The sequence below is a fragment of the Nocardia acididurans genome (assembly GCF_016741815.1).
GTDB classification, from domain to species: Bacteria; Actinomycetota; Actinomycetes; order Mycobacteriales; family Mycobacteriaceae; genus Nocardia; species Nocardia acididurans.
Map to the genome: position 1 here is coordinate 99,642 of NZ_JAERRJ010000013.1, position 14,517 is coordinate 114,158.

Annotated in this window: 11 protein-coding genes; 8 read left to right on the top strand and 3 right to left on the bottom strand. The window is 70.1% G+C overall.

The window, feature by feature from the left end:
• The first annotated feature begins 61 nt into the window (after positions 1-61).
• From JK358_RS30755 to JK358_RS30765, 3 genes are read left to right on the top strand one after another with little or no spacing between them, the layout of a single operon-like run.
• Complete coding sequence (locus tag JK358_RS30755) at positions 62-730, top strand: helix-turn-helix transcriptional regulator (RefSeq protein WP_201954860.1); 669 nt, start codon at positions 62-64, stop codon at positions 728-730.
• Entirely contained in the window at positions 727-2,013 is a 1,287-nt protein-coding gene (locus JK358_RS30760) for a sensor histidine kinase (protein ID WP_201954636.1), read from the top strand. The genes JK358_RS30755 and JK358_RS30760 overlap by 4 nt, the downstream gene beginning before the upstream one ends.
• Complete coding sequence (locus JK358_RS30765; protein WP_201954638.1) at positions 2,000-3,046, top strand: DUF8320 family protein; 1,047 nt, start codon at positions 2,000-2,002, stop codon at positions 3,044-3,046. The genes JK358_RS30760 and JK358_RS30765 overlap by 14 nt, the downstream gene beginning before the upstream one ends.
• A 66-nt stretch (positions 3,047-3,112) precedes the next feature.
• On the opposite strand, the gene JK358_RS30770 is transcribed toward JK358_RS30765, so the two are convergent.
• Positions 3,113-3,562 (bottom strand): hypothetical protein, encoded by a 450-nt coding sequence (locus tag JK358_RS30770; RefSeq protein ID WP_201954640.1) that lies wholly within the window; start codon positions 3,560-3,562, stop codon positions 3,113-3,115.
• A gap of 146 nt (positions 3,563-3,708) precedes the next feature.
• Here JK358_RS30770 and dapA point away from each other — a divergent pair, with 146 nt between their 5' ends.
• Complete coding sequence (gene dapA, locus JK358_RS30775; RefSeq protein ID WP_201954642.1) at positions 3,709-4,617, top strand: 4-hydroxy-tetrahydrodipicolinate synthase; 909 nt, start codon at positions 3,709-3,711, stop codon at positions 4,615-4,617.
• Positions 4,614-6,752 carry a ribonuclease J gene (locus tag JK358_RS30780; RefSeq protein WP_201954644.1) on the top strand — a complete coding sequence of 713 codons (2,139 nt, stop codon included), beginning with the start codon at positions 4,614-4,616 and terminating at the stop codon, positions 6,750-6,752. The genes dapA and JK358_RS30780 overlap by 4 nt, the downstream gene beginning before the upstream one ends.
• A gap of 78 nt (positions 6,753-6,830) precedes the next feature.
• On the opposite strand, the gene JK358_RS30785 is transcribed toward JK358_RS30780, so the two are convergent.
• Together JK358_RS30785 and JK358_RS30790 are read right to left on the bottom strand one after the other, a co-directional pair.
• A complete protein-coding gene (locus JK358_RS30785) occupies positions 6,831-7,367 on the bottom strand; it encodes a WKL family lipoprotein (RefSeq protein WP_201954646.1) in 537 nt (178 codons plus the stop codon).
• Positions 7,368-7,392: 25 nt separating this feature from the next.
• Positions 7,393-7,722, bottom strand: a complete 330-nt coding sequence (locus tag JK358_RS30790) for a DUF4189 domain-containing protein (RefSeq protein ID WP_201954861.1) — start codon at positions 7,720-7,722, stop codon at positions 7,393-7,395.
• Positions 7,723-7,912: 190 nt separating this feature from the next.
• Here JK358_RS30790 and JK358_RS30795 point away from each other — a divergent pair, with 190 nt between their 5' ends.
• The 3 genes from JK358_RS30795 (at position 7,913) to JK358_RS30805 (ending at position 14,517) form a co-directional block, all read left to right on the top strand.
• Positions 7,913-8,530, top strand: a complete 618-nt coding sequence (locus JK358_RS30795; RefSeq protein ID WP_201954648.1) for a TIGR03085 family metal-binding protein — start codon at positions 7,913-7,915, stop codon at positions 8,528-8,530.
• A 147-nt stretch (positions 8,531-8,677) separates the two neighbouring features.
• Complete coding sequence (locus JK358_RS30800; RefSeq protein WP_201954651.1) at positions 8,678-11,686, top strand: AfsR/SARP family transcriptional regulator; 3,009 nt, start codon at positions 8,678-8,680, stop codon at positions 11,684-11,686.
• A gap of 221 nt (positions 11,687-11,907) precedes the next feature.
• On the top strand, positions 11,908-14,517 hold the full coding sequence (locus tag JK358_RS30805; protein WP_201954653.1) for a DNA translocase FtsK: 2,610 nt from the start codon (positions 11,908-11,910) through the stop codon (positions 14,515-14,517).

The following is a 14,517-nucleotide window of genomic DNA, read 5'->3' on the forward strand; positions in this document are numbered from 1 at the left end:
GGCGCGGGCGGGGTCATACTCGGAGGCGAAGTGCCGGGAGTGGGAAGAGGTGAGGGCCGCCGTGGAGGCGCAGAATTCGGGGATACGCCGTATCGGGTTGGTCGAGGACCATGAGTCGGTGGCTATCGGGCTGGCGGCCATGTTGGCGCCGGAGCCCGATCTGGAGTTGGTGATCGCCGCGGGGACGGTGGCGGAGCTGTTGGCTGACGCGCCGCGGTTGGATCTGGTGGTGCTGGATCTGCGGCTCGCCGATGGGTCTTCGCCGGAGGACAATGTCCGGGCGCTGCGGGATCGCGGGGTCGAGGTGCTGGTGTTCACCGGCGCGGATAATCCGTTCCTGGTGCGGTCGGCGGCTCGGGCGGGCGTGCTGGGGGTGGTGCGCAAATCCGAGGATGTGCCGACGGTGGTGGCTGCGGTGCGGGCCGCCGCCAAGGGGGAACAGGTGGTGACCACCGACTGGGCGGCCGCCATCGACGGGGATCCGCAGCTTTCCGACGTGGGGCTGAGCAAGCGGCAGCAGGAAGTGCTGACGCTGTACGCCTCGGGGGAGAAGGCTTCACGGGTCGCGCGGATGACCAAGCTGTCCGAGCAGACTGTCAACGATTACCTGGGTCGCATCCGGCAGAAGTACGCCGACGCCGGACGGCCCGCGCCCACCAAGACCGATCTGTACAAGCGCGCGGTCGAGGACGGCTGGCTGCCTGTTCCGGAACGACGCCCGCAGGCATGACCGCATCGGGGGCAGTGGATTCCACGCCCGCACAACGGTTTATCGCCGCGGCCGCCCAGTTCGTGCAGCGGGTGCGCGGCCTCACCGCCGCCGAGGATCTGGCCACCGCCGCCTACGACCGCATCATGCGGCGGCTCGGCGTCTCCATGGGCTTCGCCGGCGTGATCGTCTGCCTGGTCGAACTTCCCGAGATCGCCCAGCAGGGCCGATTCGCGCCCGACTGGTGGACGGCCCCGGCCGTGGCCCTGGCGTTCGGCTGGTATCCGGTGCTGGTCGTGGTGTCCATGCTGTCGGGCGCCCGGCCGATCAAATTCGTCGCCGGATGCGGCGCGGTGAGCCACCTGCTGGTGCTCGCCAGCATTCCGTTCGTGCTCGAGGCGCACACGGTGGTCTCCTCGGCGGTGTGGCCGTACCGGGTGACGCCGCTCGCCGTGACAGCGGCCGTCCTGGCGTGGCCGACCCGGCTCACCGTCTCCTATCTGCTGGTGGCCGCCGCGTCGGCGGCGCTGTCCACGGTCTACACGGTCACCGAGATCACCCCGACCGTGATCGTCGAGAACTTCCTGCGCGCCGCCGGATTGTCGGCCCTGTTCGTCTGGTGCGGCACCGCCGCCACCGGCGCGGCCGCCCGCGTCGACCGCGAATCGGCCATCGCCAGCCGCCGCGCCGCGGCCCAGGCCGCCGCCCAGGCCCGCGACCGCGAGCGCGCCAGATTCGCCGCGCTCATCCACGACGCCGTGCTCTCCACCCTGCTCGAAGCCTCCCGCGCCGGAACACAATCCGATGTCCTGCGCCGCCAGGCCGAACGCACCCTCGAACAACTCGACGAATGCCGCGGCGACGACCGCGATCCCGATCTGCTCGACGCCCGCTCGGCCATCCTGTTCCTGCGCTCGGCCGTCCAGGAGATCAATCCGGGCATCCGGTTCGCGACCCGCACCTGGCCCGGCTACGACGATCTGCGCATGCCCGTGCACGCGGCCGGCACTCTCGCCGCCGCCCTCGCCGAAGCCGTCCGCAACAGCCTGCGCCACGGCTCGGTGCCCGGCCGCGAGGTGCGCCGCACGGTCACCGCCACCGTCAGCGCGGGCAGCATCCGCCTCGTATTCACCGATGACGGCGCGGGATTCGACCTCGCCGCGGTCTCGGCCGACCGGCTCGGCATCTCCATGAGCATTCTCGGCCGCATGCGGCAGCTGGCCGGCGGCTCGGCCTTCGTGGAATCGCAGCCGGGGGAGGGCACCACGGTGACGCTGGTGTGGGGTGGCGATGGTTCCCGTTGACACCCGCCCCGGCGAACTCGACCCCCGCTTCGGCCTGCGTGATCTGCTCGGTCTGCGGGGCCGTGCCGCCTGGCTGTTCCTGCTGCTGCTGGAAGCCACGATCGCGCTGTACATGATCCGTAACTTCGACCAATCACCGCTGTGGGCAGCGCTTCTCGGGATGGCGCTGCTGCTCAGCGCGGGCGCGCTGGTGCTGGTGATCCCGGTGGATCCGCTGCCGCTGCCGGTGGCGCTGTACGCGGCCGGTGCGGCCGCGTCGGCGACCGGTCTGGCGGTGCTGAGCCCCTCCGGCGACCACGCGCATCAGACGGTGTGGTCGGCGTTCGCCTCGTCGTATGTGTTCGCGGTGCTGGTGCTGCGCGGCCGGGTCCGCACCGCCTGGCTCGGCGTGGCCGGTGTCGCGGGCGTGCTCCTGCTGGCCGGGCTCGGCTCACAGATCCACACGCGCACGGTCATCGGCACCCTGGTGCCGATCGGAACCGTCGCCGCCATCTCGGTTTTCGCGGCCGTCATGAAACCCATGCAGCGTTCGCTGCGCCTGCTGCGCGAGGACGCCATGATGCGCGCCGCCGCCGAGGCGACCATGGCCGCCGCCGACAGTGAACGCACCCGGCAGCTCGCGCGCCTGGACCGGGTCGCCCGACCCATCCTGGAGCGCATCGCCGACGGCGCGGAACTCACCGCCACCGAACGCGAGGAATGCAGGCTGCTGGAAGCCGAACTGCGCGACGGCCTGCGCGCGCCGCAACTGGTCACCGATGAGCTGAGCGGCGCGGCGCGCGGGGCCCGTGGGCGCGGCGTCGAGGTCATCCTCCTCGACGACGGCGGTTTCGCGGGCGTCCCCGAATGGGTGCGCAGGCGGGTAATCGACGCGGCCACAAAGGAATTGGATGCGGCCAACGCCGGTTCGGTGACGGTCCGCGTGCTCCCGCTGGGCCGCCGTGTCCTGGGCACGGTCCTGGCCCAGTCCCCGGATCAGGACCGCCGCACCGATATCGACACCGACGGCAACGTCACGGTGTGGGACGACTGATTCGCGACCACCGGCTCACGCGGACCGGTTCGAGCGGACCGGCTCGCTGAGCCTCCAGTGCCGGAGTCACGGCGCGTCGCAGCGCCCCGGCCCGCCCCGCTTCATCTGATCGCGCAGCGCGCCCTGCACCGCCGCGCCCAGCCAGGAGTTCAGCGATTGCCCACTCTGTGCCGCGGCCTCCTCGGCCCGCGATTTGATCTGCTCCACCAGACGCAGCGTGACCCGGCTGATGTCCCCGGTCATCTCCTCGAAGCTGGGGTTGTCGTGCTCGCCAGGGGTCTTGCGGACATCCACGTGCGCGTCGGTGCCCTCGACCGAGACGTGCACCGTGCGGTCGGTGAGCGTCGCGTTCACCTCGGCCGCCAGGTCGGACAGTGCCGCGAGCAGGACCAGCCGTGCCGAGTTTTCCGTGGCGGCGGCCAGGGCGGCGGCCGTGGCCTGCGTTTTCTCATCGCCGAGCGCGGCCGCGGCGATGAGGTTCTCGCGCAGTTGGGCGGTGTATTTGTTCAAATCCATGACATCAGTGTGGCGTCATTTCTGGCGTCACGCCAGGAAACTTTTGGCGTCATGATCGACAAAGCGGCGCGAATCACCGTTACCGCTGGGCCTGTTCGGGTATAACGATGCAAATGTCGTTCAGGTGACGCTGTAGCCTTCTGACTATGACGAACGGCGAATCGACGCGAACCGAGCTGCACGCGTCCGGCACAGTAGGTGTCGCGATGGTGACCCCCTTTACCGCCGAAGGCAAGCTCGATGTCGATGCGGGCGTCGCGCTCGCCGCCCGCCTGGTCGACGGAGGCGTCGACCTCCTGGCCATCTCCGGCACCACCGGCGAATCGCCCACCACCACCGAGTCGGAGAAGTTCGACCTGCTGCACGCCGTCGTCGACGCCGTCGGCGACCGCGCCACCGTCATCGCGGGCGCGGGCACCTACGACACCGCGCACAGCATCGAACTGGCCCGCAACGCCCAGCGTGCCGGGGCGCACGGCCTGCTCGTCGTCACCCCGTACTACTCGCGTCCCACCCAGGACGGCATCTTCGCGCACTTCACCGCCATCGCGGATGCCACCGATTTGCCGGTGACGCTCTACGACATTCCGCCGCGCTCGGTGGTGCCCATCGCCACCGAGACCATCAAGCGGCTCGCCGAGCACCCGCGCATCGTCGCGGTGAAGGACGCCAAGGGCGATCTCGGCGCCGGCGCCGAACTCATCGCCGAGACCGGGCTGGCCTTCTACTCCGGCGACGATGTGCTGAACCTGCCGTGGCTGTCCATTGGCGCGACCGGATTCATCAGTGTCATCGGGCATCTGGTGCCCGAGCGGCTGCGTGCCCTCGTCGACGCCTACCGGGCCGGCGATGTCGGGCGCGCCCGCGACCTCAACGCCTCGATGATGCCGCTGAACCGGGCCATGGCCGGGCTCGGCGGTGTCGCCATGACCAAGGGCGCGCTGCGCCTGCTCGGCATCGAGACCGGCGAACCGCGGCTGCCGCAACTCATGCCGAACCCGGACCAACTCGATCTACTCGCGGCTGACCTGCGCGCGGCCGGGGTGCTTGCATGACGGGCCCGGCAGACGACGCGCAGGTGACCCCGGCTCGCCGCCCCCGCCGCACGGCCTCCCGTGCCGCGGGCGCTCCGGCCCCGGCTCCGGCCGAGCCGAAGGCCGCCGCGCAGCCGAAGAAGGCCGGCCACTCCGAAGCGCCCGCGGTGCATCCGGCCGCCGCGCAGCCGAAGATGGCCACCCAGTCGGAGAGCGTCGCGGAGCAGCCCGCCAAGTCCTCGGCCCGCGCCAAAGCCACGGCCGAAGCGCCGGAAAGCGATGCGGCACAGCCGGTTCGCGGTGGTTCCGCCCGCGGCGACCGCCGCAACGGCGCGTCTCGCTCCGCGTCGAAGCCGGAGGAGTCCGCGCCCAAGGGCCGTCAGGGTGATCGCAATCGGCGCGGTGGCGGCGGTGGCCGCGGCCGGCCGGGCGGCGGCCGCAACGACAGGTCCGAGCAGACCGCGCCGCCGCAGCGCGACCCGCTGGCCCTGGGCATCCCGCCGAAGGCCCCGAAGGGTGGCCTGCGCGTGTTCGCCCTCGGCGGCATCGGCGAAATCGGCCGCAACATGACGGTTTTCGAATACGACGGCAAGCTGCTGATCATCGACTGCGGTGTGCTGTTCCCCGAGGACCAGCAGCCCGGCGTCGACCTGATCCTGCCCGATTTCGGTCCCATCGAGGACCGCATGGACGACATCTCCGCCGTCATCCTCACCCACGGGCACGAGGATCACATCGGCGCGGTGCCGTTCCTGCTTCGCCTACGCCGCGACATCCCGGTCATCGGCGCGAAGTTCACCCTCGCCCTGGTCGCCGCCAAGTGCCGCGAACATCGCCTGCAGCCCAAGCTGATCGAGGTCATCGAAGGCCAGCGCACCCAGCACGGGCCGTTCGACTGCGAGTACTTCGCCGTCAACCACTCCATCCCGGATGCCATCGCCGTGGCCGTGCGCACCCCCGCGGGTCTGGCCCTGCACACCGGTGACATCAAGCTCGATCAGCTGCCGCTCGACGGCCGTCTCACCGACCTGGCCGGTTTCTCCCGCCTGGGCGACGAGGGCGTGGATCTGTTCCTGGTCGACTCCACCAATGCCGAGGTGCCCGGCTTCGTCACGCCCGAGCGTGAGATCGGCCCGGTGCTCGACAATGTGATCGGCAAGGCCAAGGGCCGGGTCATCGTGGCCTCCTTCGCCTCGCATGTGCATCGCATCCAGCAGGTGGTGGAGGTGGCGCAGCGCTACGACCGCCGCATCTGCTTCGTGGGCCGCTCCATGGTCCGCAATATGCAGATCGCCCAGGATCTCGGCTACCTGGATGTGCCGGACGGTCTGGTGGTCGATCTGGATCAGGCCGCGAACCTGCCGGTGCACAAGCTGGTGCTCATCTCGACCGGCTCCCAGGGTGAACCGCTGTCGGCGCTGTCGCGGATGGCGCGCGGCGACCACCGGCAGATCAACATCCGCGCCGACGATCTCGTGGTGCTGGCGTCCTCGCTGATCCCCGGCAACGAGAACGCGGTCTTCGCCGTGGTGAACGGCCTGGCCCGGGTCGGCGCGACCGTGATCACCCAGCAGAACGCGAAAGTCCATGTGTCCGGCCATGCTTCGGCCGGCGAGCTGCTGTACCTCTACAACGCGGTGCGCCCCACCAACGCCATGCCCGTGCACGGCGAGTGGCGGCACCTGCGCGCCAACGGCGCGCTCGCGGTGGCGACCGGCGTTCCCGAGGAGCGGGTCGTGCTGGCCGAGAACGGCGTGGTCGTCGACCTGGTCGACGGCATCGCCACCATCACCGGCCGGGTTCCGGTCGGCCAGGTGTACGTGGACGGCCTGTCCGTCGGCGACGTCGGCGAATCCACCCTCTCGGATCGTCTGGTCCTCGGTGAGGGCGGCTTCATCTCCATCACGGTCGCCGTCGATTCGACCACCGGAAAGCCGGTCAGCGCGCCGGAGGTGCACGGCCGCGGCTTCTCCGAGGATCCCGAGGCCCTCGACGACGCCCACGAACTGGTCGAAGCCGAACTGCGCCGCCTCACCAACGAGGGCGTCACCGACACCCACCGCATCGCGCAGAGCGTGCGCCGTGTGGTGGGGCGCTGGGTCGCCGAAACCTACCGCCGCCGCCCGATGATCGTCCCGACAGTCATCGGCGTCTAGCGCTGGTACTCGAAGAGCAAGCGCCCCAGCAGCTCTCGCTGCTGGGGCGCTTGTGTTGCAGGGCGATCGGGTCCCGCCTCACTCCTGGCAGGCGGCCGAATCGAGTTTGGCGGACTTCACGATGGAGCAGGCGAAGGTGTGGTCGACCTTCCACTCGGTGTCCTCGGCGACGAAGGCGACGGTGGCGTTCTCCACCGGCTTGCCGCCGATGGTAATCTTCGCGTCGGCGGTGAGCTTGCCGTCCGTGGGCTCCGAGACGCCGATGATCTCGACGGTCACATTGTTCTGTTCGGCGGCGTCCACGAGTTTGGTGACCAGCTGCGGGTCCTGACCCGCGTTCTCGATCCAGTCGACCTTGGTCTTGGGGTCGATCGAGGAGTCGAAGGCCTTGGTGATCTTCTCGTTCAACTCCGCGACGGTGGGTTTGGCCAGATTCGGGGCCGGGGTGGTCACCGGCGCGGTGCCGTCCACGGCGCCGTCGGTGTCGGTGGTGCCGTCGAACACCGCCGAGGTGGTGTTCTCGGTGGTCTGCGCGTCGTCGGATCCGCAGGCGGTCAGGCCGAGTGCGGCGGCCAGCACGGAGGCGGTCGCGACACGGAAGAGGTTGTGCTTCAACGTATTTCCTTCGGGTTCGAGGCGATCAGAGCTGGTATCCGGTCGTGCAACTCCAGTGCACGACCGACGCGTCGGCGGCATTGCGGTTCAGCGCCTGACCGCGCGCCGCGGCCTTCGAACTGCCCACGCCGAAGGTGTATTTGTTGCTGCGCTTGGAGAAGGCCACCGCGCCGCACCCGTTGGAGAACCGTGCGACGACCTTGCAATCCCCTCGGCCGCACTGGTCCATCGCGGCGGCCGCCGCGGCGGAGCTGGTGGCGGCGTCGACCGCGTAGCCGAGGTGGCCGCTCGGTGACAGTGCAGTACTTCGATATCCGCTGCTGCGAATTCGAATGCTGTTGCCAGTCGACTGAATTGACGGTTGTCAATATGGAATCGACTGGCGCCGAACCTATGTGCTCGGTGCTTGCCACCTCTGGGCTGACTTGATAGTGGGGGAGCGAGCTTACGGAAGACCGTGTGGTTCGCTTAACGGCCGATTGCGGTCCACTTGCCGAGGGCCTGCGGGCGTGGCAGGCACTGGACGGTCGGGTTAGGGTTTCCTCATGAGCATGGCCCAGAGGGAACGTCAGGCACTGGTGCGCGCGATGGCCGACACCGGCCCCGACGCCCCCACCCTGTGCGGCGATTGGACGGTGCGAGATCTCGCGGCCCACTTGATTGTTCGCGAGCGCCGTCCCGATGCCGCCCCGGGCATCTTCCTCAAGCCCTTCGCGCCCTACGAGGAGAACGTGCGCCGCAAGGTGGCCGGGCGCGAATTCCCGGAACTGCTCGACCAGGTGCGCACCGGCCCGCCCTTCTACCTGCGCCCGGTCGACGCCCTCATGAACCTCACCGAGATGTTCGTGCACCACGAGGACGTCCGCCGCGGCACGCCGGGCTGGGAACCGCGTCAGCTGCCCGCCGCCGACGAGGCCCGGATCTGGAAGGTGCTGACCGGTATGGCGCGCATGGCATATCGCAAATCACCGGTTACTGTCGCGCTCGCGACGCCCGACGGTCGCCGCACCGTCACGCACAAGGCCGGGGATCGCACCGTCGTCCTCGTCGGCCCGCCCTCGGAGCTCCTGCTGCACGCTTTCGGCCGCGACGAGGTGCGGCTCGAGGCCACCGGCGAGCCCGCGGATGTGGAGACCGTCTTCGCCCTCGACCGCAGCGTGTGACGGTCCGGCCGCGGGCGCTCGAGCGATCCCGAGTGGTATTCGGCGTGCGCGTCATGAAACGATCACGCGACGAACGGTAGTTTTCGTGCGACGAACGGTCGAAGCGCCGGTTCGCCGGATGTCCGTGGTGTGATGAGGTGGTAGGCAATGTCTTGGCAACTGACGGTTCTCGGACCGGTCGAGTTGAGGGTGGCGGACACGCCGACCCCGGCCATGCCACCCAAACAGCAGGCGGCGCTGGCGATACTGGCCGGCTCGGCGGGGCGCACGGTCTCGATCGAGGAGCTCGTCGACGGCATCTGGGGCGCCGATCGCCCGTCCTCGGCGGTCGGCTCACTGCGCAACTACGCCTGGGCGCTGCGTAAACATTTTGCCGCACAACGGGATTCGGTACCAGCCGCGGCCATGGACGATCCGGCCGGGGCGTCGGCGACCGCATGTGGTTCGGTGCGGTTGTCGTCGGAGACGCGCGGTTACCGGCTGGAGGGTTCGATCGAACTCGACGCCGATCAGGTCGAGCGGCTGCGCGCCGAAGCCGAGACCGCGCGGGCCGGAGGCTATCTCGATCATGCCGAAGCGGCCTTGCGGGCGGCGCTGCTGCTGTGGCGGGGCGACCCGCTGACGGGGGTGCCGGGGCCGTGGGCCGCCGCCGAGCGCACCCGGCTGCGCCGCCTGCAGCGCGCGCTACAGGAGGATCTCGCCGATATCGCGGTGCGGCGCGGCGACTACCTGCACGCGATCGGTGATCTCGAGGCCCTCATCGCAGGCGATCCGCTCAGCGAACGCCTGCGCGGACTGCTCATGACCGCGCTGTACCGGGCCGGACGCCGGACCGAGGCGCTGGAGGAGTATCAGCGCGTCCGCCGGGTGCTGGTGTCGCAGCAGGGCATCGAACCCGGACCCGTGCTGGTGGAACTGCACCGCCGGATCCTGGCCGACGAATTGCCCGCCGAACCGGAGTCGGCTCCCGCGGTCGCTCCGAAACCGGCCCAATTGCCGCCGGATACCACCGATTTCACCGGTCGGCAGGAATTGGTGCGCGGTCTCGGCGTCGCCCTCGCCCACCCGGGCGCGCTGGTCGCCATCTCCGGGATGGGCGGCGTCGGCAAGACGACGCTGGCCCTGCATGTGGCACACCGGATCCGGGAGAATTATCCCGACGGTCAGCTGTATGTGGACCTGCACGGGGCCGATGCCGAACCGGTCGAGCCCGAACATGTGCTCGGCGCGTTCCTGCGCGCACTGGGCGTCCCGCAGCGTGAGGTCCCCGCCGGTGTCGACGAGCGGGCCGCGCTGTACCGCTCCGCCATCAGCGGTCGCCGCCTGCTGTTCCTGCTCGACAATGCCCGGGACGCGGCGCAGGTCGCGCCGCTGCTGCCCGGCGAGCCCGGATGCGCCGTCCTGGTCACCGCGCGCCGGCCGTTCACCGCACTGCCCGGCGTACATTCGGCCGCCCTGCGCGTTCTCGAACCCCGGGAAGCGGTGGAACTGTTCTCCCGCATCGTGGGATACCACCGTGTGGCCGCCGAACCCGAGGCGGCGCGCCGCATTGTCGATCTGTGCGGCCTGCTGCCGATGGCGGTCCGCATCGTCGCGGCCCGCGTCGCCGCCCGGCCGCAGTGGACCATCGTCTCCGAGGCCGACCGCCTGGCCGCCGACCGCCACGACCTGGACCGCTTCCGCGCCGGTGATCTCGCCCTGACCGCCGCCTTCCGCGCCGGCTACGAGCAGCTCCCGCCCGCCGCCGCCCGCGCCTTCCGCCTGCTCGCGGTGGCCGAACTGCCCGATCTGCCGCTGGCCGCCACCGCCGCGGTCCTCGACACCCTCGAGCCCATCGCCGAGGACCTGTGCGAGGAACTCGTCGACCGGGCCATGCTCGAAACCGTCGGCCGCGGCCGCTACCACTACCACGACCTCATGCGCCTGTTCGCCCTGAGCCGCCGCGCGGACGGCAACGGCCACAACATGATTGCCGACGGCCCCGATACGGATGCGCGTCGCGGCGGTGACGTGGACGTGACGGCGCGGCTGCTCGACTACTACCTGGCCACCATGAAAACCGTGCTGCGCGTGCGGCATCCGGGCTTGCGGCTGCGGCTCGCGCCGACCGGGCATCCGGGGACGCGGCTCGCGGATCTGGACGCCACCCGCGATTTCCTCACCGTGGAGCGGCGGAATCTGGTCGCGCTGTATCGGCTCGCCGTCGCGGGCACCCCGCATCACCGCACGCTCGCCGCGGATCTGGCCCTGGCGGTGGGGGAGACCATGCTGGCCAGTGACGCCACCGTCGATATCGAGAAGGCCCTCGAGGAGCTGATCCGCGCGACCGAGGCCGACGGCAACCGGGTGGCGACCCAGCGTGCCCGGCTCGCACTGGTTTTCGTGCAGGTCGCCGAATTGAGCGATCCGGTGCGGGGAGCCGAGCACGTGCGGCGGCTGCTCGACGACGTGGATCCGGACTCCGAGCCGTGGGTGGCCGGAACCACCCACGTCTTCGCGGGCATTGTCGAACTGCATCAGCACGAACCCGCCCGCGCCAGTGCGTTCTTCGCCGACGCCCTGCGCTATTTCCGCAGTGGCGCGAGCCCGGAATGCGTGCGTGTGGCCTATTCCTTCCTCGCCCAGGCGTATTCGGCCGCCGGCCGCCACCGCGACTCCCTCGCCGCGGCCGCGCGCGCCGTGGTCGGCGACAGTCACCCGGGCACCCGCCGCAACATCATGTGGGCGCTGACCGAAGCCGCCTGGGTCATGAGCAGCGAGGGCGAGGCCGACCTCGGCTGCGACCTCTTCGACGCCGCCCTGCACGCCGCCCGCCGCGCCGGCAGCACCCGCTTCGAATCGGCGGTGCACGCCCGCGCCGCCCTGGCGCACCTGACCGCGGGCCGCCTGTCCCAGGCCGCCGAGCAGGCCGAACGCGCCGAGGCCACCCGTGACTCGGGCCGGGTGGGCGTGGTCCACACCTACAACCTGCTGGTCCGCTACACGGCGCTGCGGCACCTCGGCCGCAATGTCGATGCCGCCGAATGCTATCGATCCGCCTGCACTCAGATCCCGGATTTCGATGCCGCCCTGACCCGCTGGACCACCCTGGTCGCCACCCGCCCCGCCCTCGCCGCCCGCGACGATCGTCAGCCCGCCCTCCCCGCGGCGCACTGACCTGCCCGCCCCGTGGTGCCGTCGCGCGCGGGGTGTTCGCGCGTAGAGTGTCGAACGGCACTTCGCCCGCCGGGGCCGGATGAGCTCGTGATCTTGGCTGGTCACGAATGGTTTTCCGGGCGGCCGGGCCGGATTGTGGCGGTGGAGGGCCGGGCGCGTGATGTGGGTGAGCCGTGTGTTGCGGATGGTCCGTATGGGGCGGTTGCGGCTAGCCTGGGGGCATGGCAGGTAAGTCCCGCGGTACCGCAAGCCCACGGTCGCGAGCGGGATCGGCGCGGGGGCAGGCTCCTGCACGGTCCCGGGCGAACGCGTCGAACGCCGCGCGCAATCCCTCGCGGGGGCGCGCGCCGGCGGGACGTACCCCGGCGGCGCGGCGGGCGCCCGCGCGCAGGCCCGCGCCGCGGCGGCAGTCGAATACGGCTCCGCTGGCCGTCCTGCGGCGCGGTGTGGTCAGCGGCTGGAACATGCTGGCCAACGGGCTGGGCGCGGCCACCCGGGCGGTGAGCCGCGCCGGGGATATCGAGCACGGTCATCGCCGGGACGGGATCGCGCTGGGGCTGGTCGGTTTCGCGTTCGTCATCGCGGCCGCGGTGTGGCTGTCGGCGGGCGGCCCGGTCGGGCACTGGGTGGATGTGGCCGTGCGGTCGGTGGCCGGATCCGTTTCGGCGGCACTGCCGTTCGTGGCGGTGGGCATCGCCGTGATTCTCATGCGCACCGAACCGCATCCGGAGATCCGGCCGCGCCTGGTCCTGGGCGGTTTGCTCATCGGCCTGCCCATCCTGGGTCTGTGGCATCTGGCGGCGGGTGCGCCCGGCGACTTCCACGGCCGTTCGCGCGCAGCCGGTTTCGCCGGGTACGTCGTCGGCGGCCCGCTGCGGGACGGCTTGAGCGGCTGGCTGGCCGTGCCCCTGCTGCTGCTGGCCATCGGCTTCGGTGTCCTGCTGGTCACCGGCACCACGGTCCGGGAGGTCCCCGAACGCCTGCGCGAGATCTTCGGAACCGGCAGCGGTGGTGACGAATACGAGGACTACCGCGGCGAGGGCCTCTACGACCCGTCCAACTACGACGAGGACGGCTTCCCCCGCCATCGCCCGGAGGTGCGCCGCAAGCGCGGCAAATCCCCCTCCGACAACTATCCGGCCGACGAGTTCGGCGACCCCGACGCCGCCACCGAGATCATCGGCGAGCCCCCGCTGCAGGACGCCAAGTCCGTCGCGGCCGAGGAGAAGCCGAAACCCAAGCCGCGCAAGCCGATCAAGGTGGTCGACCAGACCCCCGAACCGCCGCCGCAGCAGCAGCAACTCGAATTCGTCACCGACCGCGAGGTCGACGGCGACTACCAGCTGCCCCCGCTGACCCTGCTCACCGACGGCGATCCGCCCAAGAAGCGCAGCGCCGCCAACGAATCCATGATCGAGGCCATCACCGAGGTCCTGGTGCAGTTCAAAATCGACGCCGCCGTCACGGGTTTCGTGCGCGGTCCGACGGTGACCCGTTACGAGGTGGAGCTCGGCCCGGGCGTGAAGGTCGAGAAGATCACCGCCCTGGCCCGCAATATCGCCTACGCGGTGGCCACCGAGAACGTGCGCCTGCTGGCCCCGATTCCGGGCAAGTCGGCGGTGGGCATCGAAGTCCCCAATGCCGATAGGGAATTGGTGCGCCTGGCCGATGTGCTCAAGGCCCCCTCGACTCGAAACGACCACCACCCGTTGGTGATCGGCCTCGGCAAGAACATCGAGGGCGAGTTCGTCTGCGCCAACCTGGCCAAGATGCCGCATCTGCTGGTCGCCGGTTCCACCGGCTCCGGTAAGTCGAGTTTCGTGAACTCCATGCTGGTTTCGCTGCTGGGCCGGGCCACCCCCGACGAGGTGCGCATGATCCTCATCGACCCCAAGATGGTGGAACTCACGCCCTACGAAGGCATTCCGCATCTGATCACGCCCATCATCACCCAGCCGAAGAAGGCCGCCGCCGCGCTGGCCTGGCTGGTGGAGGAGATGGAGCAGCGCTATCAGGACATGCAGGCCAACAAGGTTCGCCATATCGACGACTTCAACCGCAAGGTGAAGTCGGGCCAGATCACCACGCCGCTGGGCAGTGAGCGCGTGTACCGCCCCTACCCGTACATCCTCGCCATCGTGGACGAGCTGGCCGACCTCATGATGACCGCGCCGCGTGACGTCGAGGACGCCATCGTGCGCATCACCCAGAAGGCCCGTGCCGCGGGCATTCACCTGGTGCTGGCGACCCAGCGTCCGTCGGTGGACGTGGTCACCGGCCTGATCAAGACCAATGTGCCGTCCCGGTTGGCCTTCGCCACCTCGTCGTTGACGGACTCGCGCGTCATCCTCGACCAGCCGGGCGCGGAGAAGCTCATCGGTATGGGCGACGGCCTGTTCCTGCCCATGGGCGCGAGCAAGCCCACCCGTCTGCAGGGTGCGTTCATCTCCGACGAGGAGATCCACGCGGTCGTCGAATTCTCCAAGAACCAGGCCGAACCCGACTATCAGGAGGGTGTCACCTCGGCCAAGGCGGGGGAGAAGAAGGATGTCGACCCCGATATCGGCGACGATCTCGATCTGCTGCTGCAGGCCATCGAACTGGTGGTGACCTCGCAGTTCGGTTCCACCTCCATGCTGCAGCGCAAGCTGCGCGTCGGTTTCGCCAAGGCCGGGCGGCTCATGGATCTCATGGAGACCCGCGGCGTGGTGGGTCCGAGCGAAGGTTCCAAGGCTCGCGACGTGCTCATCAAACCCGATGAGCTGGACGGTCTGCTGTGGACGATCCGCGGCGGCGGTGACGCGCCGCCGGACGACGACTCCGGCGACTGA